Raw genomic sequence first — 23,032 nt, forward strand, 5'->3', positions numbered from 1 at the left:
CCTGAGTTACCTAAACCAGAATCGATCCACGATGATGCCGAACATGAACAGCCAAAAGGCATTTGCCTTGTAGGTAATCAGGAATTCGCGCAGAGCCAAGCGTTCGGGTTTCGAAACGACCTGTTGCGTTTCCGGTTCAGGAGTGGCCACAGGTCTTGGAGTCAGGACCTCAAACCCTTGGATGAACTCCAGCACACGCTGCAGCTCTGTGCGCTTGAGGTTACTAAGATGAGTTCTCCCGAAAGTGACGTCGCAGAAGTTGTTCAGCTCAGCTTTGGCATCTTTCTCAGTGGCTGCCCGAAGAACTTTACCGATCAACCGGCGCTTATCAGCCTCTTCCCGCAACTGTTCCAGGCGGGCCTGGATAACATCTCGCGCCATCGGAAATTGATCAGCTCGGATGTTGCTAAGAGACTTCACGCCGAGTTGCGCATGCACCCGCCGCCAAACATCGCGGGGGTCGTCGCCCAGTTCCTCACAGAGCGCCCGAAGTTCATGCAACTCGGCACGCTGAGCAGGCACTAGTCCCTTTTCTTCAACTCGGCTTGGCAGATGTACTTGGACATCGAAGTTCTGGATGTCCCCACCCGCCACCTGGCCGACATTGCCATGGAAGTCCTGACTCATGGCTACTCCTTCGCTTTGCTGACCCCCACGTGGAACGTGACGCCTGCTTCATTCCTAACACCACCTTCCACAGCCTGTCCGACTGAACCGTGGAAGACCTGCTTAACGCCTTTGGGCTGAGTCTCCGCTCCTGCAGAAAGAGCAGCAAGAGCAGCGGCCTTGACCGCCAGAGGGGCTCTCCGGAAGCGCTCCACCAGCTCGCCCTCATCGTCTGAGAGCGCTCCGGGGCAATGCTCCCCCGTCACGATGTACTGAATATCTGCCCCAACTTTCGCAATCGCCGCAAGGTAGTCCGCGCCCGGAAAGCGATCCCCTTTCTCGTACTTGTGTTGCGCCAATTTTTGCACGCCGCCGACGGCCCCAAAGGCCGGCTGCGTGAAGCCGAGGCGCTCGCGCTCCTCTTTTAGGCGCTCTCCGATATGCAAATGCATGACACACCACTTGACAGGTATTCTTTTGAATACCATCATTGAACCCACACCGTCCCACCACGAACGGCAACTTAAACGGCACCGATGCAGGCGCCATAACCCCTCGAAAGGAGCTTCCCCATGAAGCTACGTACCCCGGCCGAAGCCCGCGCAGAGCTGAAAACCAAGGGCGTTTCGATCACCCAATGGGCAATCGCCAATCAGTTCTCCCCGAACCTGGTGTTCGAGGTACTTGGCGGCCGCAAGAAGTGCGTGCGCGGCCAGGCTCACGAAATCGCCATCAAGCTCGGCATCAAGGAAGGCGTGATCTGTACCGATCCGGCCAAAGCCTTGGAAGTCGCGTAAGTCCGCCCGCCATGCCAATCACCCCAACCCTCGCAGCATTCCAGCAATCCGCTGCTCAGCTCGCTGAATGTCTGCGTCCTTACCCGGCAGTTCCGAAAGCCGGTGGAGGTCAGTGATGTACACCTCCTTGCTTAGCGCTCCGCCTCTGGCCAAGTGCTCTACCAGCAGGGCAAAAGCCCCCTCAAGTGCTGCGAGACTGCCCGCCTGCCGATCCAGCCGCTCTTGCGTATCCATCGAGATAGTACCTGTTGTGCCTGTCAATTTACCCCAAACATTTGGGCATGGCGCAATGCCATTGCATATGTGCACGCCAGATTTTTGTTTGGAAGCCCCTACTTTGGAGGGCTTCCAATGAGTAAGCGCCGTTGGAAATACGTGCAGCCCACCTCACTGCGGCAGGCAGCGGAACTCTGCAAAGAGCACGCACGCACCGAGTTGAACAAGAGTGTGGAACGCATCGCCACCGAGGCGGGGCTGGTAGATCACTGGGTGCTTTACAAGTACCTGCAGAACGGCCGCATGCCCCTGTCATTGCTGCGCCCGTTCGAGCGCGCCTGCGGCATCAACCTCATCACGCGCTGGGTCGCATCCAGCGATAGCAAGCTCTTGCTCCCGTTTCCGACTGGGCGTAGCGCAACCAGCCAGGACATCCAGGTGCTGCAAGAGCTGCTCACCCAAGCCACAGGCCTGTTGATGTCTTTCTACGCCAAGCGGAGCGAGGCAGAAGCCACTATCGCCGCACTCCATAACGCCCTGGAGGAGCTGGCATGGCATCGGAAGAACGTTCAGCAGCACGCCACCCCGCAGCTTGATCTTGGAGAGCAGCCATGAGCCCGGGAACCCTCGCCCTGTGTATGGAGGTCCACGAAGCCCTGGAACCGTTCGGCGGCTACACGGAATGGTGGAACGCCCCCATGCAGATCAAGTTCTCCCAGCGTCTGCAGGCTCTGGGGAAGCCGATCCGTGAAGTGACCATCGGCGAACTGCAGGACATCGCTGCGGCGGTATCTGCGGAAATGAAGGACTACTTCCATCCCGGGAGTCACGCATGAGCACCGAAGACAAGTACACCTCAGAACAGGTGCAGCGCGTGCTGCGCGTTCTGCTGGCCCTGGCCAGCAACGAGTTCCGCGGCCTCCTGCTGAAGGAGGTTGCCACCGCCGCCGAGTGCAGCAACGACAACGCCTTGCGCGCCCTGGAGAACCTGCGTACCGCAGGCTTGGCCGAGCGCAGTGTGCATGACGACAAGCGGTGGCAGCTTGGCCCTCGGCTGGTGCAGATCGCCTTCGCCTTCGACACCGCGTTGCAGAAAGCCCAACGCGAACTGGACGACCGTCGCCAACGCTTCACCCGTACCCCTAATTGACACAGGAAGCAGTACATGGCCCGCAAAGCTAGCACCACGGAGATTCAACCCATGGCTGAGATCAACCAGGACGCCTTCCGCGAGGAAGCCGGAGCCCTGAGCATGCTTGGCACTATCGCCCAGGGTCTCCAGGAAGAGCGTGATCTGGTCAACCAACTGCTCGGTCAGGCACAGATGGCCGGTGCATTTGAAGATTTTTCCCGCACGGTGCGGACTTCCAAGCTGGCGCACGTCAAGGAAAACAAGCTCTATCGGGCATTGGCAGGAATGAAAAACCCGCACGGTGCGGAAAATCTACGCGGTACGTGGGATGAGTTCTGCGGCCTGCTGGGACGCTCGGTTGACCAAGTGGACCGAGATATCGCGAACCTCCGTGCCTTCGGTGAAGAAGCCCTCGAATCCATGTCCCGCATGGGCATCGGCTACCGTGAGCTGCGCCAGTACCGCCGTCTCCCCGAAGACGACAAGTCCGCCCTCATCGAAGCTGCCAAGGCCGGCGACTCCGCTGCTTTCGTAGACCTGGCCGAGGAGCTGATCAGCAAGCACGTCAAGGAAAAGGGCGAGCTGCAGACCAAGCTCGACGAGGTTCAGCGCGACCACGACGCCCTGTCGAAGGTCGAGGCTGACACCAGCCGGAAGCTCCGCGACACCAAGCTCGAAATGGAAAAGCTGCAGCTGCGCACCGCGCCCTGGAGCGAGAAGGTCGCGCCGTTCCAGGTGGAGATCGCCAAACGCCAGGCGGTAGTCGACGAGTCTCTCGGCCGTCACCTGCAGGCGGTCGAGGCCCTGGATGCCTGGTGGATGGGCGAGGTGGCCAACCAGCCCGACTACAACCCCGAAGATCCAGCTCCGATGCCGCTGGAAGTGCGCACCGTCCTGGTTGAGCTGCACGACGCGATCAACCGCGCCGCGCACCTGGTCGCCGCTGCTCGCAACGAACTCTACAACCGCTTCGGCGCCGAACTGGCCGAGGCTCAGCAGCACCTCCTGGAGCTGGATAACCAGTCTGCCTGATGGACACCAAGGGAGTGGTCGACATGGCTATCACGCCAGATATCCGCGAATACCTGATGGACCTGGCTCGTCGGCTGGATGCGGCGGGCTGGGGTGCTCGCGGGGTTGTCATGGCCGACGCCGAAGAGTTTCTCGGCTGGTCGCCGGCCACCATCTATCGCCAGCTCAAAGCCGCTTGCGGCTGGAGTTCCGAGCGTAAGGCTCGCAGTGACAAGGGATCGACCTCGGTTCCACAGGAATCCCTGGAAATGCTCGGCGCCATCCAGCGCGAAAGCGTACGCGACAACGGCAAGCAAACCCTGTTCACCACCACGGCGCGCAGCATCCTGGAGCAAAACGGCATTCACCTGGGCGTCAGCAACGCCCAGCTCAACCGGCTGATCTTGGCGCGAAACCTGAGTGTGGCCAGCCAGCGCCAGGTGGACCCGGTGCAGGGCCTGCGGGCGCCGCATCCGAACTACCTGCATGAGGTCGATCCGTCGCTATGCCTGGTGTACTACCTCAAGGGCCGCCAGCACATCATGCGCGAGCGCGAGTTCTACAAGAACAAGCTGGAGAACTTTGCCAAGGTGAAGTTCAAGGTCTGGCGCTACGTGATGTATGACCGCGCCAGTGGCGCCTTGGTGGTCTGGTACTGCGAGTCGGCCGGTGAGAACCAGCACTCGCTGTTCGAATTCCTGATGTTTGCCTGGAGCAAGCTGGATGGACGCCTCTTCTATGGCGTGCCGTTGTTCTTGCTGTGGGACAAGGGTTCCGCGAACACCAGCAGCGCCATCAAGAACCTGCTGGATCGTCTGGAAGTGGTACCGCTGGAGCACGAGGCCGGCAACGCCCGCGCCAAGGGTGGCGTCGAGGGCGGCAACAACATCGTCGAGACCCAGTTTGAGAGCCGCCTGCGCTTCCAGCCGGTGAACGACATCGCTGAGCTGAACGCCGCCGCCTCGGCCTGGGCCGAGGCCTACAACGCCAATCTGATCCCGGGACAGGACACCCGCCTGCGCCGCGCCGGAATGGCCGAGCCGATTGCTCGCTATGACCTCTGGCAACTGATCCGTGCTGAGCAACTGCGTCTGCTGCCCAGCATCGAAGTGTGCCGCGCGCTGATGACCAGCCGCGAAGTGGATCGCCAGGTGCGCCCCGACCTCACCATCCAGTTCAAGCACCCGAGCGCCGAAGCATCTGCGTTCTACGACCTACGCGGCCTGGATGGCATCACCGTGGGCAGCAGCGTCAGCGTGCGCGCCCTGGTGTATGGCGACTGCGCCGTCCAGATCGAAACACCGCGCTACGACGGCGAAATGCTGACCTACCGCCTGGAGCCCATGCGCGACTTCGACGTGTACGGCCAGCGCTTGGACGCGGCGATCCCTGGACAGGAATACAAGTCGCTGCCGGAGACCGCAATCGAGAAGGCTGCCAAGACCATGGACGAGCTGGCCTATCCGGACCAGGACGCCAAGGTCGCCCGCGCCAAGAGCGTCACTCCCTTCGGCGGCAAGCTCGATACCCACGAGCACCTCAAGAAGATCGAGCACCCGGCGTATCTGCCGCGTCAGGGCACCGTCATCGAAACCCCGGAGCACCTGCGCGCTGCCGTGCCGAAGCTTTCGGCCATGCAGGCCATGTTGCGCATAGCCGAAGCCATCGGCCGAAACCTCACGCCCCAGGAGAACACCTGGCTGCGTAACACCTTCAAGGAGGGCGTGCCCGAGGACCAGGTCAACGCCCTGATCACCCAGTTCACCCAACCGGCCGTTGTTCCTCCGGCCGCCACCGTCACCGGCCTGCGGGCCGTGTAGGAGCACGTCATGCAGATGAAGTTGAAGCGGGTCTTGGCCGATCTCGGCATCCCGCAAAGCGAGCTGGCCGCCTCGCTGGAAAAGCCAGACGGCCAACCGCTGAGCCAGGCCGCCGTCGCGCAGATCGTCAATCACGGTCAGTGGCCGAAGAGCCTCGACCGGGCCGGCCTGGAACTCAAGATCAAGGAAACGCTGTTCGCCCGTGGGGCGAACGATGACCACATTCGCGACTTGTTCGCGATGGAAGAAGCCGATGCAGCGCCAGTCTTGGCGGGCGACGCTGCACCGGCGCTCAACAATGCCATCAGCAAAGAGAGCGACAGCATGCTACTACGAAAAATCACCCTGACCGCTGAAGCGAAGCAGCACTTCAACCTGCCGCGCGACCCGTTCACCAACGAGATGCGGGACGATGAGGACGTGTTCCTCTCGGATGACATCCGCTACGTGCGCCAGGCCGTACGGCAGACCGCCAAGCACGGCGGCATGCTGGCGGTGATCGGCGAGTCCGGTGCTGGCAAGTCCACGATCCGCGAAGACCTGGACGCCTGGATTGAGGCCAACCGTGAGCCCATCACCCTGATCGAGCCCTATGTGCTCGGAAGCGAAGACAACGACCGCAAGGGTAAGCCCCTCAAGTCCATGGACCTGATCGGAGCCATCATTCGCAGTGTTGGCAAGGGTGAGCCGGCGCGCGGCAGCCTGGAAGAACGCGCCAACCAGATGCACACCTTGCTGAAGAACCAGGCCAACTCTGGCAAGCGGCACGTGCTGATCATTGAGGAGGCCCACGGGCTGACCAAGCCCATGCTGAAGCACCTGAAGCGCTTCTACGAACTGAAGGCCGGCTTCAAGCAGTTGCTGTCGATCATCCTGATCGGCCAGACCGAACTGGACACCAAGCTCGACGAGGACGATCCGGAGGTCCGCGAGGTGGTCCAGCGCTGCGAGAAGGTCTGGCTGCGCCCCCTGGACAGCAACCTGGAAGCCTACCTGGCGCACAAGTTCCAGCGCGTCGGCGTGAACTACCTGGACGTGTTCGACGCTTCGGCCTTCAGCGAGATCCGTCTCCGCCTGCAGAGCAGCAAAACCACCGGCCAGGGCGCTAACCGTGCGGTCCTGCGCACATCGCTGTGCCACCCGCTGGCGGTGAACAACCTGGTCAGCGGTGCGATGAATCAGGCGATCCGCGTCTGCGAACCGAAGGTCACCGGCGAACTGATCGCTGCTGCCGTGCGGGCGGGGGTGTGACATGGGAACAGCTCACCAACTCCAGCAGTCGCCGCCATCGGCGCCGGTGTTCCTCGACGAATACTTCGTCAAGCAACTGGCTGCTTTCAACGCCATGACCCGTGCTCTGCGCGAGGCCGGCATCGAGATCCTGTCTCTGATGCAGCACGACAACCGCATCTACATCCGTACCGAAGATTCCGACCTGGTGAAGTCGAACTTCCTTTCGGAGATCCGAGGCATGCGCTATCGCACCACGGATCGGGTAACTCACAACGTTGTGACCATTCGGGGCGTGGACGTGGCCTGGCTCACTCCGGTGAAGGAGCAGGATCAATGACCCAGCTCATCACCCACGCCTGTACCACCCTGATGAATGTTGATGCCCTGACGGAGCAGCAGTGCCGTGCGGAACTCAAAAACCTGCAGGAGCAGAGCTTCATCAAGGATATCCAGCTCATCCAGTTGAAGAAGACGAACTCTCGGCTGAACGACATGTTGGAGCACCTCTGCGACATGTTCATCGAAGAGAGCTTCTCGAAGCTGCACGCCGAGCTGCATCGCATGTCGGTGTTTCTGCAGGAGCAGCGTGCCGCAGCCAAAGTGGCTGCGGCAAGGAAGGTGCGGAGATGAGCAACGCACCTATTAAACGCTACGAAACGATGGTTATCCGTGGAGCAACCAGCAACGAGGTCCCCCGTGAGGCTGCTGGCGGCGAGGTTGTGGCCTGGTCCGTTGGCCACGCACTTGCTGAGTCAGGGCCTCTCGAAGAGTTCATCACCGACCTCGCGGATGGTGCCTTCAGCAGCGTTGACGCTATCGAGGCTGAGGCATGGCGCGTGCTGGAACTGTCGCGCCGCCAGCGCGAACACGGCTGGATCGATAATGAGGAGAAGAAGAATGGCTGACACGCACCAAGCACTAGCAGTGGAAATTCCAGCCGGCTACCGCAAAGACGCGCTCAACCGCCTGGTACCAGAAGCGGCCATCAAGCCCAGCGATCTGCTGCGCGACAAGGTGGTCTTGGTCGCTGTCGAGAAGGCGAAGCTGCTAAGCGAGCAGTTGGCCGAGTTCAAGCGCGAGACCTTTGGTGAGATCGAGACCCTGGAACAGATCAGCGCCGAGCAGTACGGCGTCAAGTTCCGCGGCCAGAAGGGCAACCTGACCCTGACCAGCTTCGACGGCCGCTACAAACTGTTGCGCTCGAACCAAGACCTGATCGAGTTCAACGAGCACCTACAGGCAGCAAAGGCCTTGCTCGATGAGTGTCTGCGGGAATGGACGGAACATGCCCACCCAGGCGCCCAGGTGGTCATCAATGACGCCTTCCGAGCGGACCGTTCTGGACAACTGCGTACTTCCCGCATCCTCGGCCTGCGCCGGCACAACATCGACGATCCTCGCTGGAAGCGCGCGATGGAAGCAATCAGCGACGCTATCCAGGTCAACGGCAGCCGCAGTTACATCCGCCTGTACGAGCGAGTTGGCGACTCCGACCAATACGAAGCGATCAATCTGGATCTGGCGGGGGTGTGACATGGCGAACTTGAAGCGTTTCACGCTGAAGGACGATTGGAAAGACTGGAAGATCGTATTGGAAGTTGATCTCGACCAGCTCACCAACGAGCGAGCCACCCTGATCAACGAGTTCTGGACTAGTCACGCTGACCGCTTGGCCGATGCGGAAGGTGACGCTATCCGTGCTGTGATCAAGCTGGCAGCGGAAAAGCTGGTTTACGCCCTCCTGGAGGACGGTGGCGACATCTTCGTGGATGGCCCTCGCGCTGCACGCTGGTCGAAGACCAATCTTCATGAAGAGGAGGGATGGGGCGGTACCGAAGATGGCAATCCGTTCGGTTGGTGCGGCATCCGTCTGGTGACCGCTGACGTCCAGGTCGACCTCGATCTTGAATTTCAGGAGGACTGACTATGCCATCGATCCTCACCAGTCTTTATAACCCCTTCATCCCGTCCGGCCGGGAATACGGCGCAGTGGATACCGATAGCCGCCTGCGCGCCTTGGAAGACTTTGACCTGGAGCAGTGTCGCGCAGCCCTCGCACTGCCTGGCCTGCAGAAGACCGTCGAGAAGAAACTGCACAGCCGGGTCCGCTTGCTGGAGAAGCTCGCAACCGATGCCGAGCAGGTTGAGGGGGAATGACATGAGATCAGCTCCGTCCAACGCCAATCGAGCTCGTCTGATCAAGCTGATCCATGTCGCTCGCCGCGAACTGCAGATGGACGACGACACCTATCGCCTGATGCTGGCCGGTATGAAGGGCTTGGGCGGAGCCACCTCCACCGCTGACCTGAGCGTTCCAAACCTCTATCGGGTTTTGGAACAGCTCAAGCAGAAGGGTTTCAAGGTTCGTCCAAACAAGAGCACCAAGCGGCCACCAGCGGCTGACCCTCAGTCCAGAAAAATCCGCTCGCTCTGGCTGACCCTCCGAGACGCAGGGGCTCTCCGCGACCCATCCGAGGAGGCTCTGCTCAAGTTTGTTCATGGCATGACCGATGTAGAGGCGCTCCAGTGGCTCACCTCTGAGCAGGCCAGCCTGTTGATCGAGGCCCTGAAGAAGTGGATCGCTCGTATCGAACAGGAGGGAATATGAAGAGCAGCCCCCGTAGTCCCGCTGGTGACCTGCTGACCGACCTGGCCATGCAGGTGACTGTCGCCGCCGTGGAAGCCTTCGGTGTATCGGAGGAAGCTGCCGAGGCGCTGGGCACCGACGTTGCAATGCGAATGATTGAGCAGTGGGGTGGCCAGCAGCTCTATATGCCCAAGGGTATCCGCATCGAAGCGTCCCGGCTCTACCTACAGATCTATGAGGACTGGCGGGGGCACAATCATCGAGAGCTAGCCAGGAAGTACGGCTTCTCCCTGCAGTTCATCTATCGGATCGTCAAGATGATGCGGAAGGCTGATCTGGATAGCCGCCAGCGTGATATGTTCCACCCGGCCAGCAACGGCTGACCGGGCCTCCCTCTCTTTGCACCATTCCCAATCCGGTTTGATTCCCTATCCCACTACGGCCCGGCCGTTCCCGGACTATCCCGGTTTTTCTCACCGTCTCCCTAGGGTTTATCTCGTTCCCTCTCACCGCGCCGGAGTTTCCCTCTCCCTGAAGGGAGAGGCGGGGGGAGAGGGTTGACCCTGAATGACAATCTCCCCTGGAAAAATCGAGGCCCACGCGAAGCATGCCTTTTCAGCAAGGCGGACAAGTCACTCCGGCAACGGCGCATGGCGCGCCACCTGGCGCAGTGCCTGCTCGTAGTAGTCGGTGCTCTGCGCCCCTGAGATCAACTGGCGTCCGTTGATGATCACCGCCGGTACCGCACGGATGCCGTGGCTGGTGTAGAAGTCCTCCTCGGCGACCACCTCGTCGGCGTAGGCGTCGCTGTCGAGGATTTCCCGTGCGCGCACGGCGTCCAGGCCAACGCTGACCGCCACTTCCAGCAGCACTTCCGGGTCGCTCGGGTCGCGTCCTTCGCCGAAATAGGCCTGCAGCAGCGCCTGCTTCAGGGCGACGTCGCGGTGTGATTCCGCCGCCCAGTGCAGCAGGCGATGGGCGTCGAAGGTGTTGTAGATACGGTTGCGCTTCTTCAGGTCGAAGTGCACGCCGACTTCCTCGCCCATGGAGCGCAGGTGCTCGTGGTTGCGGGCGATGTCTTCGGCACTGCTGCCGTACTTGCGCTGCAGGTGCTCCACCAGGTCTTCCCCTTCGGCGGGCATGTCGGCATTCAGCTCAAAGGGCTTGATGCGCAGCTCCACGGTCAGTTCGCCGTCCACCCGGCGGATGGCGGCCAGCAGGCCGTTGAGGCCGATGGCACACCAGGGACAGACCACGTCGGAGACGAAATCGATGGTGATGGCGTCGCTCATGGGGCGAACTCCGGCAAATGGGCGAGCTTCTAGCATGGACCCGGATGGGCGTTGCAATCCAGTGGCGAGACGGCCGGGAGTGTTTTTCGCCTGCTTGCCGGAGGCCTGCGCCGCCGGTCTGGAGGGCCGGCGGCCGGGGCGGGAACGGGGTGCGACGTCCCTGTCGCGATGGGGAAATCAGAAGTCGACGGTCATCGACAGCTTCAGGGTGCGCGGATCGCCCTGGGTCAGGTAGCCGCCAATGGTGGAGGCCCAGTACGCGGTGTCGGCGACGTTCTCCAGGTTGGCGCGCAGCGTCACGTCGCGCGCGTCCACCTTGAAGGCGTATCGGGCACCGAGGTCGAAGCGGGTCCAGGCCGGGATGCTCAGGTCGTTGGCAGCGTCCAGGTACTGGCCGCCGGTGCGCAGCATGCGGCCGTTGATGGCGGCGCCCTGGAGGCCCGGGATATCCCAGTCGGCGCCGAGGTTGTACTGGAAGGTCGGCACGCCCACGGCGCGGTTGCCATCGGTCTTGCCGCCGGCAGTGTTCTTCAGCTCGGTGTCGATCCAGGTGCCGCCGGCCAGCAGGCGCAGGCCATCGACCGGCTCGCCGAAGACGTTCAACTCAATGCCGCGGTTTTCCTGCTCGCCGTCGACGCTGAAGATCTTCGAGTCCGGGTCAGTCGTGCTGAACGGTTGCTCGATGCGGTAGAAAGCCAGGTTGCCGCCGTAGCTGCCGAAGTCCAGCTTGGCGCCCACTTCCACCTGCCTGGAACGGTTCGGCGCGAAGACTTCGCCGACGTTCGAAGCGCTGCTGGGGGCGGTCGGGCCGGCGGCCAGGCCTTCGATTCGGTTGGCATAGAGCGACAGGTACTCGGTGGGTTTCACCACCAGGCCGTAGACCGGCGTGGTAATGGATTCGTCGTAGCTGGCGGTGCGCTTGCCCACGTAGTTCCAACCGTCGGTACCGATGCTCTGGCGGCGCACGCCCACGGTCAGTAGCACGCGGTCATCGAGCAAGCCCAGGGTATCGGCGGCAGCGACGCTCTTGTTCCGCGTCTTGCCGACGATGCCCGGGTCGCTGTAGTCGCCGCCGGCCAGGCTCGGTGCGGGCTTGGGCGTCTGCACCGGGTGGTAGAGGTCGGTCGGGTAGCGCTTGGTGGCCATGGTGTAGGCGCTGCGCTGCTCGGCCCAGATGCCGGCGACGCTGAGGTTCATCTGGTGGGTGACGGGGCCGGTGGCGAAGTGGCCGTTGAGGCCGGCCATGGCGCTCTTGTTGTCCTCGTCGTGGGTGGCATCCATGGTGCCGCCGCCGGCGTCGCCGCTGTTGTCGTTGAGGGTCAGCGCCGAGTAGGCGCCGTTCTCGCGGGTGTGCTTGGCGCCGCCGGAGAGGTAGGCCGTCCAGCTGTCGTTGAGGTCGTATTCGGTGCGGAACATGCCGAAGCTGTCCTCGAGTTGCGAGTAGCTCCAGGACTGGCCGTAGTTGTGGTCGGCATCCGGGGCGTGGGGGATGCTGCTGACGCCGCTGCCGACGTAGACGACCGGGCGGCCCTGGTTGATGCGCTGTTTCTGGTAGCCGAAGTCGGTGATCAGGCGCAGGCGCTCGCCGCGGTAGTCGAGGTTGACGGTGGCCAGCTTGTAGCGCTGGTTCTCGTCGTCGACGCCGGTCTCGCCTTCGCGCTGGGCCAGGTTGACCCGCGCGCCGAAGCGGTTGTCCTCGCCGAAGCGCTGGCCGAGATCGAGGTGCTCGCCGATCTGGTTGTCGCTGCCGTAGCCCAGGGTCACGCTGCGGGTGGGCGTGTCCTCGGCGCGCTTGGTCTGCAGGTTGACCGCGCCGCCGATACCGCTGCCGCTCGGCGTTACACCATTGATGAAGGCATTGGGACCCTTGAACAGCTCGACGCGCTCCAGCGACTCGGTGCCGATGATCTGCCGCGGGGTGACGCCGTACAGGCCGTTGAGCGAGACATCGTCGGTGCTCAGCGGCAGGCCGCGAATGACGAAGATCTGCGAGAAGTTGCCATAGCCGTTGCCCTGGCGAACCGAGGCGTCGTTGAGCAACACGTCGCCGACGGTCTGCGCCTGAGTGTCCTGGATGGTCTTGGCGGTGTAGCTGGCGAAGCTGAACGGCACGTCCTGGATGTCCTGGTTGCCCAGCATGCCCAGCTGCGCGCCGCGGGCGACCTGGCCGCCGGCATAGGCGGGCGGCAGGTCGCCGGGCTGCCGTGCTGCGCCGCTGACGGTGGTGGCGTCCATCTCCAGCGCGCCGCGGTCATCGGGGGCAGCCTCCACGCCATATCCGCTGTTCTTGCGTACCAGGCGGTAGCCGCTGCCGTCGAGCAGGTGCTCCAGGCCCTGCTCGGGCGCGAAGCTGCCCGTCAGGCCCGCGCTCTGCAGGTGGTTCAGCGCCTGTGCCTCGAACGCCAGCGGCACGCCGGCCTGGGCGGCGAAGCGCGCCAGCACCTCGCCCAGCGGGCCGGGGGCGATGTCGTACTGGCGCTGCTGGCTGGCGGCTTCGGCGGCCAGGGTCGGCAGCACGACGCCACCGGTCAGGGTCAGGCCGACGGCCAGGGCAAGGGAATGGGGGCGGAGGCGAGTGCGGAGGAGCATGGAGTGTTCCTGTCGGCAAATAGAGGTTGTCTTCCTCTTCACCGGGCGAGAGCGAAAAAGGTGTCAGGGGCGGGCGAACATTTTTCAGTCGGTGTTTTTCGCAGGGCGAATAACGCGCCAGCGTTTTCCGCCCTGCGACGGGGGCTCAGTCGCTCAGGCTGGCTCCACCGTGACCCAGTACCGCGTCATCCGCCGCAGCTTCACCGGCAGCATGTCCGCCAGCAGTGCGAGGCCGGCGTCGCTGTCGCCCACTGGGATCGCACCGGTCACGCGCAGATTCGCCAGGCGCGGGTCGCAGCGCAGAAAGCCGCTGCGATAGCGCCCCAGTTCGCCCAGCAACTCGTCCAGGCGCATGCCCTGGGCCAGCAGCATGCCGTTCTCCCAGGCGCTGGCGTTGGCGTCCGCCGTCTGCAGGGACTGGAAGCCCTGCTCGCCGAACACCAACTGCTGCCCGGCGCTGACCACCTGGCTCGCGTGTCCCGGCAGTTCGACGCTCACCTCCTTCTCAAGCACCGCGACGCGGTATGCATTGCCCAGATCGCGCAGGCTGAAGCATGCTGCCGGGGTGCGCAGCAGGCCGTGGCGGCTGTCGACGAGGAAGGGGCGCGGGTCGGGCAGGGCGTCGACCAGGATTTCGCCTTCGAGCAGCTTCAGGCGCCGTTCGCGGGCGTTGAAGGTCACGTTCACCGCGCTGTCGGTATTCAGGGTGATCTGGCTGCCGTCGGGCAGGCGCAGGTGCTTGCGTTCGCCCACGGCGGTGCGCAGGTCGGCGCTCCATTCTGCCCAGGGCAACTGCCGCGCTGCCAGCCAGGCAGCTGGCGCCACGGCCATCAGTACGCCCAGGCGGTTGAGCATCTGCCGCCGGCTCAGGCCGCTGCGTTGCAGGCTCTGCCGGCCGAGGCCCGGCGGCAGCTGGCGCAGGCCGAGCAATGCTTCGGCGCGGCGCCAGGCTTCGGCGTGCTGGGCGCTGCGTGCGCGCCATTGCTCGATGGCCTGCAGGTCGGCGCTGCTGGCGGGGTGTTCGTTGAGGCGCACCAGCCAGTCGGCGGCTTCGCCGAGGATGCCGGGGTCCAGCGGTTGCTCGCGCATCAGGCGACGCCCAGGCAGGCGACGAAACCGGCGCGCATGTAGCGCTTCACGCTGGCCAGGGAAATGCCCAGGCGCTCGGCGATCAGCGGGTAGGTCAGGCCGTCCAGTTGCGACAGCAGGAAGGCCTCGCGGGTCAGCGCCGGCAGCTCGCTCAGGGCGGCGTCGATGCGCTCCAGCGCTTCGAGGATCAGCTCGCGGGTTTCCGGGCCGGGCGCCAGCTCTTCGGGCAGCGCGGCGACACTTTCCAGGTAGGCACGCTCGATCTCCTGGCGCCGCCAGCGGTCCACCAGCAGGCCCTTGGCGATGTGGGTGAGGAGGGCGCGCGGGCGTTCGCCGAGGTCTTCCAGCGGGCGCCGCAGCAGGCGCAGGAAGGTGTCATGGGCGAGGTCGGCGGCATCCCAGGCGTTGCCCAATCTGCCGCGCAGCCACTGCTGGAGCCAGCCGTTGTGCTCGTTGTAGAGGGTGTGCAGATGCTGCGGGGACGGGGTTTCGACGAGGGCCACTGTGCGTGCGTCAGATTTTCATTTGAGAATGCCTATCATTTTAGGGTTTTCCCACGGCAGAGTGCAATGGCACCGCGGCGCAGCCGGTCGGACGGCGACTGCCGCAACCCTCCGACACTGGAATTGCCACGAAGACGCGCTACCTTGAGCCTGTTGCGCTCAGAAATTTCTGACGCTGCACTTCCTTCCGCCGTCCCGCGCAGGCAACGGACCCGCAGCAGCAGGCCCGGCAGTCACCCAGCAGATACGGAGCACACCATGGCTCGCACCACGCCCATCGAGCTTTACCGCAACATCGGCATCGTCGCCCACGTCGACGCCGGCAAGACCACGACGACCGAGCGCATCCTTTTCTACACCGGTGTGAACCACAAGATGGGCGAGGTGCACGACGGCGCGGCGACCATGGACTGGATGGTGCAGGAACAGGAGCGCGGCATCACCATCACCTCGGCGGCCACCACGGCGTTCTGGCAGGGCTCCTCCAAGCAGTACGACCACAAGTACCGCTTCAACATCATCGACACGCCCGGCCACGTGGACTTCACCATCGAGGTGGAGCGCTCTCTGCGCGTGCTCGACGGCGCGGTGGTGGTGTTCAGCGGCGCCGATGGCGTCGAGCCGCAGTCCGAGACGGTCTGGCGCCAGGCCAACAAGTACCATGTGCCGCGCCTGGCCTACGTCAACAAGATGGACCGCCAGGGCGCCGACTTCCTCCGTGTGGTGGCGCAGATCAAGCAGCGTCTGGGCCATACCCCGGTGCCGATCCAACTGGCGATCGGTTCGGAGGAAACCTTCTCCGGGCAGATCGACCTGGTGAAGATGAAGGCCATCGTCTGGAACGACGCCGACCAGGGCACCAGCTACACCGAGGAGCCCATCCCGGCCGAGCTGCAGGCGCTGGCGGACGAGTGGCGCGCGCACATGGTCGAGGCCGCGGCGGAAGCCAACGATGACCTGATGAACAAGTACCTCGAAGGCCAGGAACTGACCGTCGAGGAAATCAAGGCCGGCCTGCGTCAGCGCACCCTGGCCAACGAGATCGTCCCGGCGGTGCTGGGCTCCTCGTTCAAGAACAAGGGCGTGCCGCTGGTGCTCGATGCGGTGATCGACTACCTGCCGGCGCCCACGGAAATCCCCGCGATCAACGGCACTGACCCGGACGATGAAGAGAAGCACCTGGAGCGCCACGCCGACGACAGCGAGCCGTTCTCCGCGCTGGCCTTCAAGATCGCCACCGACCCCTTCGTCGGCACCCTGACCTTCGCCCGCGTGTATTCCGGCGTGCTGAGCAGCGGCGACGCCGTGCTCAATTCGGTGAAGACCAAGAAGGAACGCGTCGGGCGGATGGTGCAGATGCACGCCAACCAGCGCGAGGAGATCAAGGAAGTGCGCGCCGGCGATATCGCCGCGCTGATCGGCATGAAGGACGTCACCACCGGCGACACCCTGTGCTCCATCGACAAGCCGATCATCCTCGAGCGCATGGACTTCCCCGATCCGGTGATCTCCGTGGCCGTGGAGCCCAAGACCAAGGCCGACCAGGAGAAGATGGGCATCGCCCTGTCCAAGCTGGCCCAGGAAGACCCCTCGTTCCGCGTGAAGACTGATGAGGAAACCGGACAGACCATCATCTCCGGCATGGGCGAGCTGCACCTGGACATCATCGTCGACCGCATGCGTCGTGAGTTCAACGTCGAGGCCAACATCGGCAAGCCGCAGGTGGCCTACCGCGAGGCGATCCGCAAGAAGTGCGAGATCGAAGGCAAGTTCGTCCGCCAGTCCGGCGGCCGTGGCCAGTTCGGCCATTGCTGGATTCGCTTCGAGCCGGGCGACGAGGGCAAGGACGGGTTGGAGTTCGTCAACGAGGTGGTCGGTGGCGTGATCCCGCGCGAGTTCATCCCGGCCATCCAGAAGGGCATCGAGGAACAGATGCAGAACGGCGTGCTCGCCGGCTACCCGCTGATCGGCCTGAAGGCATCGGTGTTCGACGGTTCGTACCACGATGTCGACTCCAGCGAGATGGCGTTCAAGATCGCCGCGTCGATGGCTACCAAGCAGCTCTCGCAGAAGGGTGGCGCGGTGCTGCTGGAGCCGGTGATGAAGGTCGAGGTGGTGACGCCGGAGGACTACATGGGCGACGTGATGGGCGACCTCAACCGCCGCCGCGGGCTGATCCAGGGCATGGAGGATACGCCGGCAGGCAAGGTGATTCGTGCCGAGGTGCCGCTGGGCGAGATGTTCGGCTATGCCACGGACGTGCGTTCGATGTCCCAGGGGCGGGCGAGCTACTCGATGGAGTTCACCAAGTACGCCGAGGCGCCGGCGAATATCGCCGAGGCGATCATCAAGAAGTCCCAGGGGTGAGGGTTGCCTGAGCGGATGACGGCGCCTGCGGGCGCCGTTTCTTTTTGCTTTTCGTAGGAGCGAGCTCGCTCGCGAACCGCTCGGTTTCGTAGGGCGCATAAGCGCCAGCGTTATGCGCCGCAGGCGTATCGGCGGATAACCCGTTCCGGGTTATGCGCCCTACGATCTTGCTCCGGTTTTTGCTCTGGCTCATCAGGATTTCCAGAGAAACTTCCACACGCTCCGGAGTGTCCCTTTCAGGAGGCCGAAGGTGATCGGAGTTTCAGGGGCCGAGCGACATGGATGTCGCGAGAGTGTTGTCGGGCCAGGGATGGCCCGTCAACGCGGGCCCCTGGAACTCCGAGGAACCGAGGGTACTTTTCGCGAAGCGAAAAGCCGGATGTAGGGGCGAGACTTTTTGGTTCCTTTTGTGGCGTTTGACAAAAGGGACTCGCCCGAGGGGGCGAAACACGAAGGTCGCGCGCACTCCGAGGCGGCGGAGAAATGCCCAACCGAGACGCTTTGAGCTTTGGTGTTCAGCGTCGCATCCGTGTGTTCGGATGTATTGGGTTTCGCCCCCTCGGGCGAGTCACTTTCCAAACGCCGAAAAGTAACCAAAAGGCTTGCCCCGGACATCCGGTTTTTCGCTCAGGCGAAAAATTCCCTCGTTGAAGCGAAGTTTCAGGGGCACGCCGCGAAGGGCCATCCCTGGCCCATCGCGGCTCTTGCGGCATCCATGCCGCTCAACCCCTGAAACTTCGCTGCAACGAGGCCTCCTGAACGGGGCATTCGGAGTGTGCGGATGTTTCTCTGGAAGTTTTGCAGGCAAGGGAAAGAACGAAGGCATGTACTTGTAGGAGCGGGCCACGCCCGCGATCCGCCGGCAAGGCCGGGGCCGATCACTCCGCCAACGGCAACTCGAAACAGAACATCGCCCCGCACGGCTCGACGTTCTGGGCCCAGATATCCCCGCGATGCCGCGAGACGATGCTCTGGCACAGCGCCAGGCCAATGCCGTTGCCGCTCACTTTCGACGTGAAGAAGCCATCGAACAGCCTCTCCTTGGCTCCGGCATCGATGCCCCGGCCCTGGTCGAGGACTGACAGCCGCGCACTGTTCCCTTCATGAGACGTGCGGATGCGCAGCAGGCGGCGGTCCTCGGGGAGGTTGAGCATCTCCTCGATGGCGTTGAAGGCGAGGTTGAGGATCACCTGGCCGACGAGCACCTTCTCGCAGTTCACCCACAGTGGTTCGGAACAGCGCTCCAGCGCTACGCGCACGTTGCTCGGCTGGGCCTTGAGGCTGATGAAATAGAGCGTTTCACCGAGCAGTTCGTTGAGGTCGATGCGCTGCTCGGCCTGCTCCAGCTTCACCACGTATTCGCGCACGCTCTTGATGATCAGCGAGGCGTGTTCGATCTGCCGCACGGCGCTGTCCAGGCCCCAGGCGGCGGAGGCTTCGGTCTTCTGTTCGCGGTCCAGGCGGATCAGCGCGCCCTCGATGAAGTTGCGCGTGGCCGCCAGCGGCTGGCTGAGCTCGTGGGCAATCGCCAGGGCCATCTCGCCCATGGCGTTGTAGCGCGCCAGGTATTCCAGCTTTTGGTCGCTCTGGCGCTGCGCCTGGGCCGCGCGGACCTGGTCGGTGACGTCGCGGAACAGCAGCAGGTGGCCGACCAGGTCGTCCTCGATCTCGATGTAGCGGCAGGTCGCGTGGTGCCAGCGCCATTCGCCATCCAGCCGCTGTAGCTGGTAGCTGACCGAGTACGGCTCGCGGCTCGGCGGCTGCATGGCGAGGTGGTGCTCCAGGCGTGGGCGCGTGGCGCTGTCGCAGCGGCCGAGGAAGTTGTGCGCCAGCCAGTCGTCCTGGCTGCCGCCCAGCAGGGGCAGGGCGGATTCGCTGAGGAAGCGCAGGTTGCCGTCCGCATCGAGCACTGCCACGCCTTCGGCGAGGTCCTGCATGAAGGCCTTCAGGCGGCTCTCGAAGCGCTGCAGGTCGCGTTCGACCTGCTTCTCCTTCGAGATGTCGCGGAACTGCACCATCAGCACGTCGCGCTCCTGCAGGTGCACGCGGGTGGCGACGGCTTCGGACAGGATCTCCACGCCCTGCTTGGAGCGGTAGCACCACTCGATGGTGCGCTGGCCGGTACGCGCGGCGCCTTCCAGCCAGCGCAGACCGACCGAGCGGCGGTACTGCGGGGCGTTGGCGGTCATGTCCGGCGCTTTCAGTGGCACCAGCTCCTCCAGGGTGAAGCCGAGCACCGCGAGCGCCGCGTTGTTCGCCCAGAGGATTTCCTTGGTCTGCACGTCGTGAAGGATCACGCACAGCGGCATGGCCTGGAGCAGGGCGAGGAAGTCGTCGGGCTTGGGCTGGAACATCGAAGCTCGCTCTCGATGGCAGGGACGGGAAGGCAGTGGCGTCCTTATACCGCGCAGCGTAGCGCGAAGGGACTGCGGAGTAACTCGGCGCCAACTAGGGGATTTCTTTAGCCGTGGGGCTGCACGCCCCAATAGTTGGGCAGGCAGGGCGGTTCATACACTGGCCCCAATGACGACCGGCCCGCATCGAACGGGCCGGCCCTACAAGAACAACCGGAGATGACGCCATGCTGCGTGCCGCCCTCGCCGAACCGCTCGATGCGGACGGCCGTGCCCTCGAATTCCAGCGCGTACTGGATGAAGTCCGCCAGCGCCGCGAGGAGTTCGACACCCGCTCCCACGTGCCGCGCGACATGATCGAACGCTTCCGCGACGTCGGCATCTACCGCGCCGCGACCCCGCGCTGCTTCGGTGGCGATGCGCTGCCGCCGGCGCAGTTCCTGCGCCTGGTCGAACGCATCGCCGAAGCCGACGGCTCCGCCGGCTGGGTTGCCAGCTTCGGTAGCGCCAGCACCTACCTCACCGCGCTGCCGCGCCATACTCTCGCCGAGCTCTATGCCGACGGCCCGGACCTGGTGTTCGCCGGCGGCCTGTTCCCGATCCAGCCGGCCACGCAGGTGGAAGGCGGCTGGCGCGTCAGCGGCACCTGGAAGTTCGCCAGCGGCTGCAAGGGCGCCGACGTGCTCGGTGTCGGCATCGGTATTGGCGGGCCGGGCGGCAAGCCGCGCACCGCGCTGCTGCGCGCCAGGGACGTGGAGATCGTCGAGAACTGGAACGTGGTCGGCCTCAAGGGCACCGGCAGCCACGACCTGAAGCTGGATAACGCCTTCGTCGCCGACGACTGGACCTTCATCCGCGGCGGCCAATCGAACATCGACGAACCGCTGTACCGCTACCCGACCATCGCCTACGCCGCCCAGGTGCTCGCCGTGGTCAACCTCGGCCTGGCCCGCGCGGCGCTGGACGAGATCACCCGCATGGCCTCGTCCAGCGGCGTGACCGGTGCGCCCAAGCTGGGTGATCGGGCCTACGTGCGCATCGAGATCGGCAAGGCCGAAGCCGAACTGCAGGCCGCGCGCGGCTTCTTCTATGACGCCACCGAGGCCGTATGGGAATCCATCCTCGCCGGCGACGCGGTCAGCCCGGAGCAGGTCAGCCAGCTGCGCCTCTCCGCCGTGCACGTGTCCCGCGCCGGCGCCGACGTGGTGCGCCGCGCCTACACCCTGGCCGGCACCACGGCGATCTATATGCACCACCCGCTGCAGCGCTACCTGCGCGACGCCATGGTGGTCACCCAGCACGCCTTCTTGAGCGATGGCATGTACGACGGCGCCGGCGCGGTGCTGCTCGATGTGCCGCCGTTCCCCGGATACCTCTGATTCGAACCCATAAGAACAAGGACCACGACATGACCCGTCCGACTACCGAACCCTTGCGCGTACTGTTCTGCATCGGCATCGCCCAGCCGTTCTTCGACCTGCCCACCGGTGAAGGCATCACCGTGTGGAAGGGCTTCTCGCAGATGATGAGCGACCTCGGCGCGCTGCCGGGCATGAACGTGCTCGGCGTGCTGGACGACGACCGCCTGATGGTCGGCCCGTCCACCACCTCGCCCTGGACCGTCTACATCATGGCCGACGTGGACTGCCACCAGACCGTGATCGACGCCTGCAATCTGTTCCGTACCACTCCGGTGGGCGAGTACAGCCTGTGGAAGTACGCCAAGGTCGAGGCGCGCATCGGCCGTCCGCTGACCATCCCCGAAGCCGCGCGGACCTGAGCCATGAGCAGCCTGAGCATGGCCGAGCTGAACCGCCGCCTGGAGACCCTCGAAGGGGAGAGCCAGGTGCGCCGGCTGATGGCCCGCTACATGGACCTCTGCGACGTGCCGCATGCGCCGGTGGCGATGAGCGAGCTGGCCGAGCTGTTCAGCGAAGACGCCGTGTGGGAGGGCATCGGCGCTTCCACGGCGCAGACCTTCGGCCATCACCAGGGCCGCGAGGCGATTGCCGCGTTCGTCTTCGGCTACCTGCCGCCGTCGCCGCACTTCACGCTGAACCTGCACTTCCTCACCAGCGAGTCGATCCGCGTCGACGGCCGTACCGCGCGCGGGCAATGGATCATGCAGCAGCTCTCGACCTATGCCGCGGGCCACACCGAGCTGTTCGGCACGCGCCTGGACATCGATTTCCGCGAGATCGACGGGCGCTGGCAGATCAGCCACTTCCGTACCCAGCGCCTGTCCCAGCGCCTGCTGGGGCGCGCAGAGGAGAGCCGCCCATGAGCACCTTTGTCAGCGAATTCCTGCTGGGCAGCGGCGGGAAGCGCGTCGCGGTCAAGGACAGCATCGACATCGCCGGCCATCCGACCCGTTGCGGCACTCGCGCGCTGGCCGACGCCGCGCCGGCCGAGCGCAATGCCTTCGTGGTCGACGCCGTGCTCAACGCCGGCTGGCAGATCGTCGGCAAGACCAACCTTCACGAACTGGCCTTTGGCGTCACCGGCATCAACGACTGGACTGGCACGCCGATCAACCCGATGGCGCCTGACCGCGTGCCTGGCGGCTCGTCCAGCGGTTCCGCATCGGCCGTGGCGGCGGGGCTGGCGGACATCGCCCTGGGCACCGACACCGGCGGTTCGGTCCGCGTGCCGGCGGCCTGCTGCGGCATTGCCGGTCTGAAGCCGACCTTCGGCCGGGTCAGCCGCGACGGCGTGCATCCGGCGCAGAGCAGCCTGGATTGCGTCGGCCCCTTCGCCGCCGGCATGGCTGACCTGATCGCCGCCATGCAGGTCATCTGCCCCGGCTTCGGCGAGGTACGGACGCCGGGTGAGGGCGCCCGCGTGGCCTTCCTCGACGTGCCGTCGGCGCCGCACATCCAGGCCTGCCTGGGCGCTGCCGCCGACCGCGCCGGCTGGCGCCGCAGCCACCTGTTCCTCGGCGAGTTCGAGGCGGCCTTCCAGGCCGGGCTGGTGGTGATCAACCACGAGAACTGGGCCGCCTATGCGGCGCTGACCGGCAAGGGCCTGATCGGTGCCGACGTCGAGCAGCGCCTGCTGCTGGCCAGCCGCACCACCGACGCCGAGCGCGCCGAGGCGGAGAAGGTGCGCGAGCACTTCACCCGTGCCATCGACGCCGCGCTGGACGACTTCGAAGTCCTGCTGCTGCCGACCATGCCCGACCTGCCGCCGCTGCTCTGCGACGCGCGCAACGGCAAGTCGGTGGCCGGCATGACGCCCCTGGTACGACCTTTCAACCTGAGCGGACACCCGGCGCTGACCGTGCCGGTGGACCTGGATTGCGGCGGGCTGAAAGTCGGCCTGCAGATTGTCGGCCGCAAGGGCGACGACGAACGTGTGTGCGCCTTTGGTGCGCAACTCGAACACAGCCTGGCTGCCACGCGGCCTGCGCCAAAACATAAGAAATCGGCATGAGGAG

27 protein-coding genes are annotated in these 23,032 nt (G+C 64.4%); 20 read left to right on the forward strand and 7 right to left on the reverse strand.

The window, feature by feature from the left end; translation table 11 throughout:
- Positions 1 to 6: 6 nt before the first annotated feature.
- Both AC1ZV1_RS13395 and AC1ZV1_RS13400 read right to left on the reverse strand, forming a co-directional pair.
- Positions 7 to 627: a hypothetical protein gene (locus tag AC1ZV1_RS13395; RefSeq protein ID WP_484297154.1), complete on the reverse strand. Its 621-nt coding sequence runs from the start codon at positions 625 to 627 to the stop codon at positions 7 to 9.
- A 2-nt stretch (positions 628 to 629) separates the two neighbouring features.
- Positions 630 to 1,058 (reverse strand): helix-turn-helix domain-containing protein, encoded by a 429-nt coding sequence (locus tag AC1ZV1_RS13400; protein ID WP_484297155.1) that lies wholly within the window; start codon positions 1,056 to 1,058, stop codon positions 630 to 632.
- 120 nt (positions 1,059 to 1,178) lie between these two features.
- On the opposite strand from AC1ZV1_RS13400, the gene AC1ZV1_RS13405 reads away from it, so the two are divergent.
- From AC1ZV1_RS13405 to AC1ZV1_RS13475, 15 genes are all read left to right on the forward strand, one after another.
- Positions 1,179 to 1,403 carry a DNA-binding protein gene (locus AC1ZV1_RS13405; protein WP_448680555.1) on the forward strand — a complete coding sequence of 75 codons (225 nt, stop codon included), beginning with the start codon at positions 1,179 to 1,181 and terminating at the stop codon, positions 1,401 to 1,403.
- A gap of 351 nt (positions 1,404 to 1,754) precedes the next feature.
- The gene (locus tag AC1ZV1_RS13410) at positions 1,755 to 2,234 is read left to right on the forward strand and encodes a hypothetical protein (RefSeq protein ID WP_484297156.1); all 480 of its coding nucleotides are present in this window, start codon (positions 1,755 to 1,757) and stop codon (positions 2,232 to 2,234) included.
- Positions 2,231 to 2,455: a hypothetical protein gene (locus AC1ZV1_RS13415; RefSeq protein ID WP_484297157.1), complete on the forward strand. Its 225-nt coding sequence runs from the start codon at positions 2,231 to 2,233 to the stop codon at positions 2,453 to 2,455. The genes AC1ZV1_RS13410 and AC1ZV1_RS13415 overlap by 4 nt, the downstream gene beginning before the upstream one ends.
- Positions 2,452 to 2,769: an IclR family transcriptional regulator gene (locus tag AC1ZV1_RS13420; RefSeq protein WP_448680552.1), complete on the forward strand. Its 318-nt coding sequence runs from the start codon at positions 2,452 to 2,454 to the stop codon at positions 2,767 to 2,769. The genes AC1ZV1_RS13415 and AC1ZV1_RS13420 overlap by 4 nt, the downstream gene beginning before the upstream one ends.
- Positions 2,770 to 2,784: 15 nt before the next feature.
- Complete coding sequence (locus tag AC1ZV1_RS13425) at positions 2,785 to 3,783, forward strand: hypothetical protein (protein WP_484297158.1); 999 nt, start codon at positions 2,785 to 2,787, stop codon at positions 3,781 to 3,783.
- 23 nt (positions 3,784 to 3,806) lie between these two features.
- A complete protein-coding gene (locus AC1ZV1_RS13430; protein WP_484297159.1) occupies positions 3,807 to 5,582 on the forward strand; it encodes an integrase in 1,776 nt (591 codons plus the stop codon).
- A gap of 9 nt (positions 5,583 to 5,591) precedes the next feature.
- The gene (locus AC1ZV1_RS13435) at positions 5,592 to 6,833 is read left to right on the forward strand and encodes an ExeA family protein (protein ID WP_484297160.1); all 1,242 of its coding nucleotides are present in this window, start codon (positions 5,592 to 5,594) and stop codon (positions 6,831 to 6,833) included.
- Position 6,834: 1 nt separating this feature from the next.
- Positions 6,835 to 7,152, forward strand: coding sequence for a hypothetical protein (locus AC1ZV1_RS13440; protein WP_484297161.1), 318 nt, complete (start codon positions 6,835 to 6,837; stop codon positions 7,150 to 7,152).
- Positions 7,149 to 7,445, forward strand: coding sequence for a hypothetical protein (locus AC1ZV1_RS13445; protein ID WP_484297162.1), 297 nt, complete (start codon positions 7,149 to 7,151; stop codon positions 7,443 to 7,445). The genes AC1ZV1_RS13440 and AC1ZV1_RS13445 overlap by 4 nt, the downstream gene beginning before the upstream one ends.
- Complete coding sequence (locus AC1ZV1_RS13450; protein ID WP_484297163.1) at positions 7,442 to 7,720, forward strand: hypothetical protein; 279 nt, start codon at positions 7,442 to 7,444, stop codon at positions 7,718 to 7,720. The genes AC1ZV1_RS13445 and AC1ZV1_RS13450 overlap by 4 nt, the downstream gene beginning before the upstream one ends.
- On the forward strand, positions 7,713 to 8,348 hold the full coding sequence (locus AC1ZV1_RS13455; protein ID WP_484297164.1) for a DUF3164 family protein: 636 nt from the start codon (positions 7,713 to 7,715) through the stop codon (positions 8,346 to 8,348). The genes AC1ZV1_RS13450 and AC1ZV1_RS13455 overlap by 8 nt, the downstream gene beginning before the upstream one ends.
- A gap of 1 nt (position 8,349) precedes the next feature.
- Positions 8,350 to 8,739, forward strand: coding sequence for a DUF2528 family protein (locus tag AC1ZV1_RS13460; RefSeq protein WP_484297165.1), 390 nt, complete (start codon positions 8,350 to 8,352; stop codon positions 8,737 to 8,739).
- A gap of 2 nt (positions 8,740 to 8,741) precedes the next feature.
- On the forward strand, positions 8,742 to 8,972 hold the full coding sequence (locus tag AC1ZV1_RS13465) for a hypothetical protein (RefSeq protein WP_484297166.1): 231 nt from the start codon (positions 8,742 to 8,744) through the stop codon (positions 8,970 to 8,972).
- 76 nt (positions 8,973 to 9,048) lie between these two features.
- A complete protein-coding gene (locus AC1ZV1_RS13470; protein ID WP_484297167.1) occupies positions 9,049 to 9,423 on the forward strand; it encodes a regulatory protein GemA in 375 nt (124 codons plus the stop codon).
- Complete coding sequence (locus AC1ZV1_RS13475; protein WP_484297168.1) at positions 9,420 to 9,785, forward strand: Mor transcription activator family protein; 366 nt, start codon at positions 9,420 to 9,422, stop codon at positions 9,783 to 9,785. The genes AC1ZV1_RS13470 and AC1ZV1_RS13475 overlap by 4 nt, the downstream gene beginning before the upstream one ends.
- Positions 9,786 to 10,034: 249 nt before the next feature.
- Here the strand turns inward: AC1ZV1_RS13475 and AC1ZV1_RS13480 are convergent, their stop codons facing one another.
- The 4 genes from AC1ZV1_RS13480 to AC1ZV1_RS13495 form a co-directional block, all read right to left on the reverse strand.
- Positions 10,035 to 10,694 carry a DsbA family oxidoreductase gene (locus tag AC1ZV1_RS13480; RefSeq protein ID WP_484297169.1) on the reverse strand — a complete coding sequence of 220 codons (660 nt, stop codon included), beginning with the start codon at positions 10,692 to 10,694 and terminating at the stop codon, positions 10,035 to 10,037.
- A 177-nt stretch (positions 10,695 to 10,871) separates the two neighbouring features.
- Entirely contained in the window at positions 10,872 to 13,283 is a 2,412-nt protein-coding gene (locus tag AC1ZV1_RS13485) for a TonB-dependent siderophore receptor (RefSeq protein WP_484297170.1), read from the reverse strand.
- Positions 13,284 to 13,436: 153 nt separating this feature from the next.
- Entirely contained in the window at positions 13,437 to 14,372 is a 936-nt protein-coding gene (locus AC1ZV1_RS13490) for a FecR domain-containing protein (RefSeq protein WP_484297171.1), read from the reverse strand.
- The gene (locus AC1ZV1_RS13495) at positions 14,372 to 14,875 is read right to left on the reverse strand and encodes a sigma-70 family RNA polymerase sigma factor (protein WP_484297172.1); all 504 of its coding nucleotides are present in this window, start codon (positions 14,873 to 14,875) and stop codon (positions 14,372 to 14,374) included. Before AC1ZV1_RS13495 ends, AC1ZV1_RS13490 begins: the two co-directional genes overlap by 1 nt.
- A 258-nt stretch (positions 14,876 to 15,133) precedes the next feature.
- Here AC1ZV1_RS13495 and fusA point away from each other — a divergent pair, with 258 nt between their 5' ends.
- Positions 15,134 to 17,242 (forward strand): elongation factor G, encoded by a 2,109-nt coding sequence (fusA, locus tag AC1ZV1_RS13500; RefSeq protein WP_484297173.1) that lies wholly within the window; start codon positions 15,134 to 15,136, stop codon positions 17,240 to 17,242.
- Between the two features lie 878 nt (positions 17,243 to 18,120).
- On the opposite strand, the gene AC1ZV1_RS13505 is transcribed toward fusA, so the two are convergent.
- Entirely contained in the window at positions 18,121 to 19,596 is a 1,476-nt protein-coding gene (locus AC1ZV1_RS13505) for an ATP-binding protein (protein ID WP_484297174.1), read from the reverse strand.
- A gap of 227 nt (positions 19,597 to 19,823) precedes the next feature.
- Here AC1ZV1_RS13505 and AC1ZV1_RS13510 point away from each other — a divergent pair, with 227 nt between their 5' ends.
- From AC1ZV1_RS13510 to AC1ZV1_RS13525, 4 genes are read left to right on the forward strand one after another with little or no spacing between them, the layout of a single operon-like run.
- Positions 19,824 to 20,975 (forward strand): acyl-CoA dehydrogenase family protein, encoded by a 1,152-nt coding sequence (locus tag AC1ZV1_RS13510; RefSeq protein WP_484297175.1) that lies wholly within the window; start codon positions 19,824 to 19,826, stop codon positions 20,973 to 20,975.
- A 29-nt stretch (positions 20,976 to 21,004) separates the two neighbouring features.
- Positions 21,005 to 21,376, forward strand: a complete 372-nt coding sequence (locus tag AC1ZV1_RS13515; protein WP_017516776.1) for a hypothetical protein — start codon at positions 21,005 to 21,007, stop codon at positions 21,374 to 21,376.
- A 3-nt stretch (positions 21,377 to 21,379) separates the two neighbouring features.
- On the forward strand, positions 21,380 to 21,880 hold the full coding sequence (locus tag AC1ZV1_RS13520; RefSeq protein ID WP_484297176.1) for a nuclear transport factor 2 family protein: 501 nt from the start codon (positions 21,380 to 21,382) through the stop codon (positions 21,878 to 21,880).
- Positions 21,877 to 23,028 (forward strand): amidase, encoded by a 1,152-nt coding sequence (locus AC1ZV1_RS13525; protein ID WP_484297177.1) that lies wholly within the window; start codon positions 21,877 to 21,879, stop codon positions 23,026 to 23,028. Before AC1ZV1_RS13520 ends, AC1ZV1_RS13525 begins: the two co-directional genes overlap by 4 nt.
- The last annotated feature ends 4 nt before the right edge of the window (positions 23,029 to 23,032 follow it).

The organism is Pseudomonas sp. BB438, assembly GCF_057180225.1.

Excerpts from the sequence above, each read along its gene's own strand:
- fusA (WP_484297173.1), top strand. The coding sequence starts at position 15,134 with ATGGCTCGCACCACGCCCATCGAGCTTTACCGCAACATCGGCATCGTC.
- AC1ZV1_RS13525 (WP_484297177.1), top strand. The coding sequence starts at position 21,877 with ATGAGCACCTTTGTCAGCGAATTCCTGCTGGGCAGCGGCGGGAAGCGC.
- AC1ZV1_RS13415 (WP_484297157.1), top strand. The coding sequence starts at position 2,231 with ATGAGCCCGGGAACCCTCGCCCTGTGTATGGAGGTCCACGAAGCCCTG.
- AC1ZV1_RS13480 (WP_484297169.1), bottom strand. The coding sequence starts at position 10,694 with ATGAGCGACGCCATCACCATCGATTTCGTCTCCGACGTGGTCTGTCCC.
- AC1ZV1_RS13450 (WP_484297163.1), top strand. The coding sequence starts at position 7,442 with ATGAGCAACGCACCTATTAAACGCTACGAAACGATGGTTATCCGTGGA.
- AC1ZV1_RS13435 (WP_484297160.1), top strand. The coding sequence starts at position 5,592 with ATGCAGATGAAGTTGAAGCGGGTCTTGGCCGATCTCGGCATCCCGCAA.
- AC1ZV1_RS13515 (WP_017516776.1), top strand. The coding sequence starts at position 21,005 with ATGACCCGTCCGACTACCGAACCCTTGCGCGTACTGTTCTGCATCGGC.
- AC1ZV1_RS13420 (WP_448680552.1), top strand. The coding sequence starts at position 2,452 with ATGAGCACCGAAGACAAGTACACCTCAGAACAGGTGCAGCGCGTGCTG.
- AC1ZV1_RS13490 (WP_484297171.1), bottom strand. The coding sequence starts at position 14,372 with ATGCGCGAGCAACCGCTGGACCCCGGCATCCTCGGCGAAGCCGCCGAC.
- AC1ZV1_RS13405 (WP_448680555.1), top strand. The coding sequence starts at position 1,179 with ATGAAGCTACGTACCCCGGCCGAAGCCCGCGCAGAGCTGAAAACCAAG.
- AC1ZV1_RS13445 (WP_484297162.1), top strand. The coding sequence starts at position 7,149 with ATGACCCAGCTCATCACCCACGCCTGTACCACCCTGATGAATGTTGAT.
- AC1ZV1_RS13510 (WP_484297175.1), top strand. The coding sequence starts at position 19,824 with ATGCTGCGTGCCGCCCTCGCCGAACCGCTCGATGCGGACGGCCGTGCC.
- AC1ZV1_RS13475 (WP_484297168.1), top strand. The coding sequence starts at position 9,420 with ATGAAGAGCAGCCCCCGTAGTCCCGCTGGTGACCTGCTGACCGACCTG.
- AC1ZV1_RS13520 (WP_484297176.1), top strand. The coding sequence starts at position 21,380 with ATGAGCAGCCTGAGCATGGCCGAGCTGAACCGCCGCCTGGAGACCCTC.
- AC1ZV1_RS13395 (WP_484297154.1), bottom strand. The coding sequence starts at position 627 with ATGAGTCAGGACTTCCATGGCAATGTCGGCCAGGTGGCGGGTGGGGAC.
- AC1ZV1_RS13400 (WP_484297155.1), bottom strand. The coding sequence starts at position 1,058 with ATGCATTTGCATATCGGAGAGCGCCTAAAAGAGGAGCGCGAGCGCCTC.
- AC1ZV1_RS13455 (WP_484297164.1), top strand. The coding sequence starts at position 7,713 with ATGGCTGACACGCACCAAGCACTAGCAGTGGAAATTCCAGCCGGCTAC.
- AC1ZV1_RS13410 (WP_484297156.1), top strand. The coding sequence starts at position 1,755 with ATGAGTAAGCGCCGTTGGAAATACGTGCAGCCCACCTCACTGCGGCAG.
- AC1ZV1_RS13470 (WP_484297167.1), top strand. The coding sequence starts at position 9,049 with ATGGACGACGACACCTATCGCCTGATGCTGGCCGGTATGAAGGGCTTG.
- AC1ZV1_RS13460 (WP_484297165.1), top strand. The coding sequence starts at position 8,350 with ATGGCGAACTTGAAGCGTTTCACGCTGAAGGACGATTGGAAAGACTGG.
- AC1ZV1_RS13505 (WP_484297174.1), bottom strand. The coding sequence starts at position 19,596 with ATGTTCCAGCCCAAGCCCGACGACTTCCTCGCCCTGCTCCAGGCCATG.
- AC1ZV1_RS13430 (WP_484297159.1), top strand. The coding sequence starts at position 3,807 with ATGGCTATCACGCCAGATATCCGCGAATACCTGATGGACCTGGCTCGT.
- AC1ZV1_RS13485 (WP_484297170.1), bottom strand. The coding sequence starts at position 13,283 with ATGCTCCTCCGCACTCGCCTCCGCCCCCATTCCCTTGCCCTGGCCGTC.
- AC1ZV1_RS13440 (WP_484297161.1), top strand. The coding sequence starts at position 6,835 with ATGGGAACAGCTCACCAACTCCAGCAGTCGCCGCCATCGGCGCCGGTG.
- AC1ZV1_RS13465 (WP_484297166.1), top strand. The coding sequence starts at position 8,742 with ATGCCATCGATCCTCACCAGTCTTTATAACCCCTTCATCCCGTCCGGC.
- AC1ZV1_RS13425 (WP_484297158.1), top strand. The coding sequence starts at position 2,785 with ATGGCCCGCAAAGCTAGCACCACGGAGATTCAACCCATGGCTGAGATC.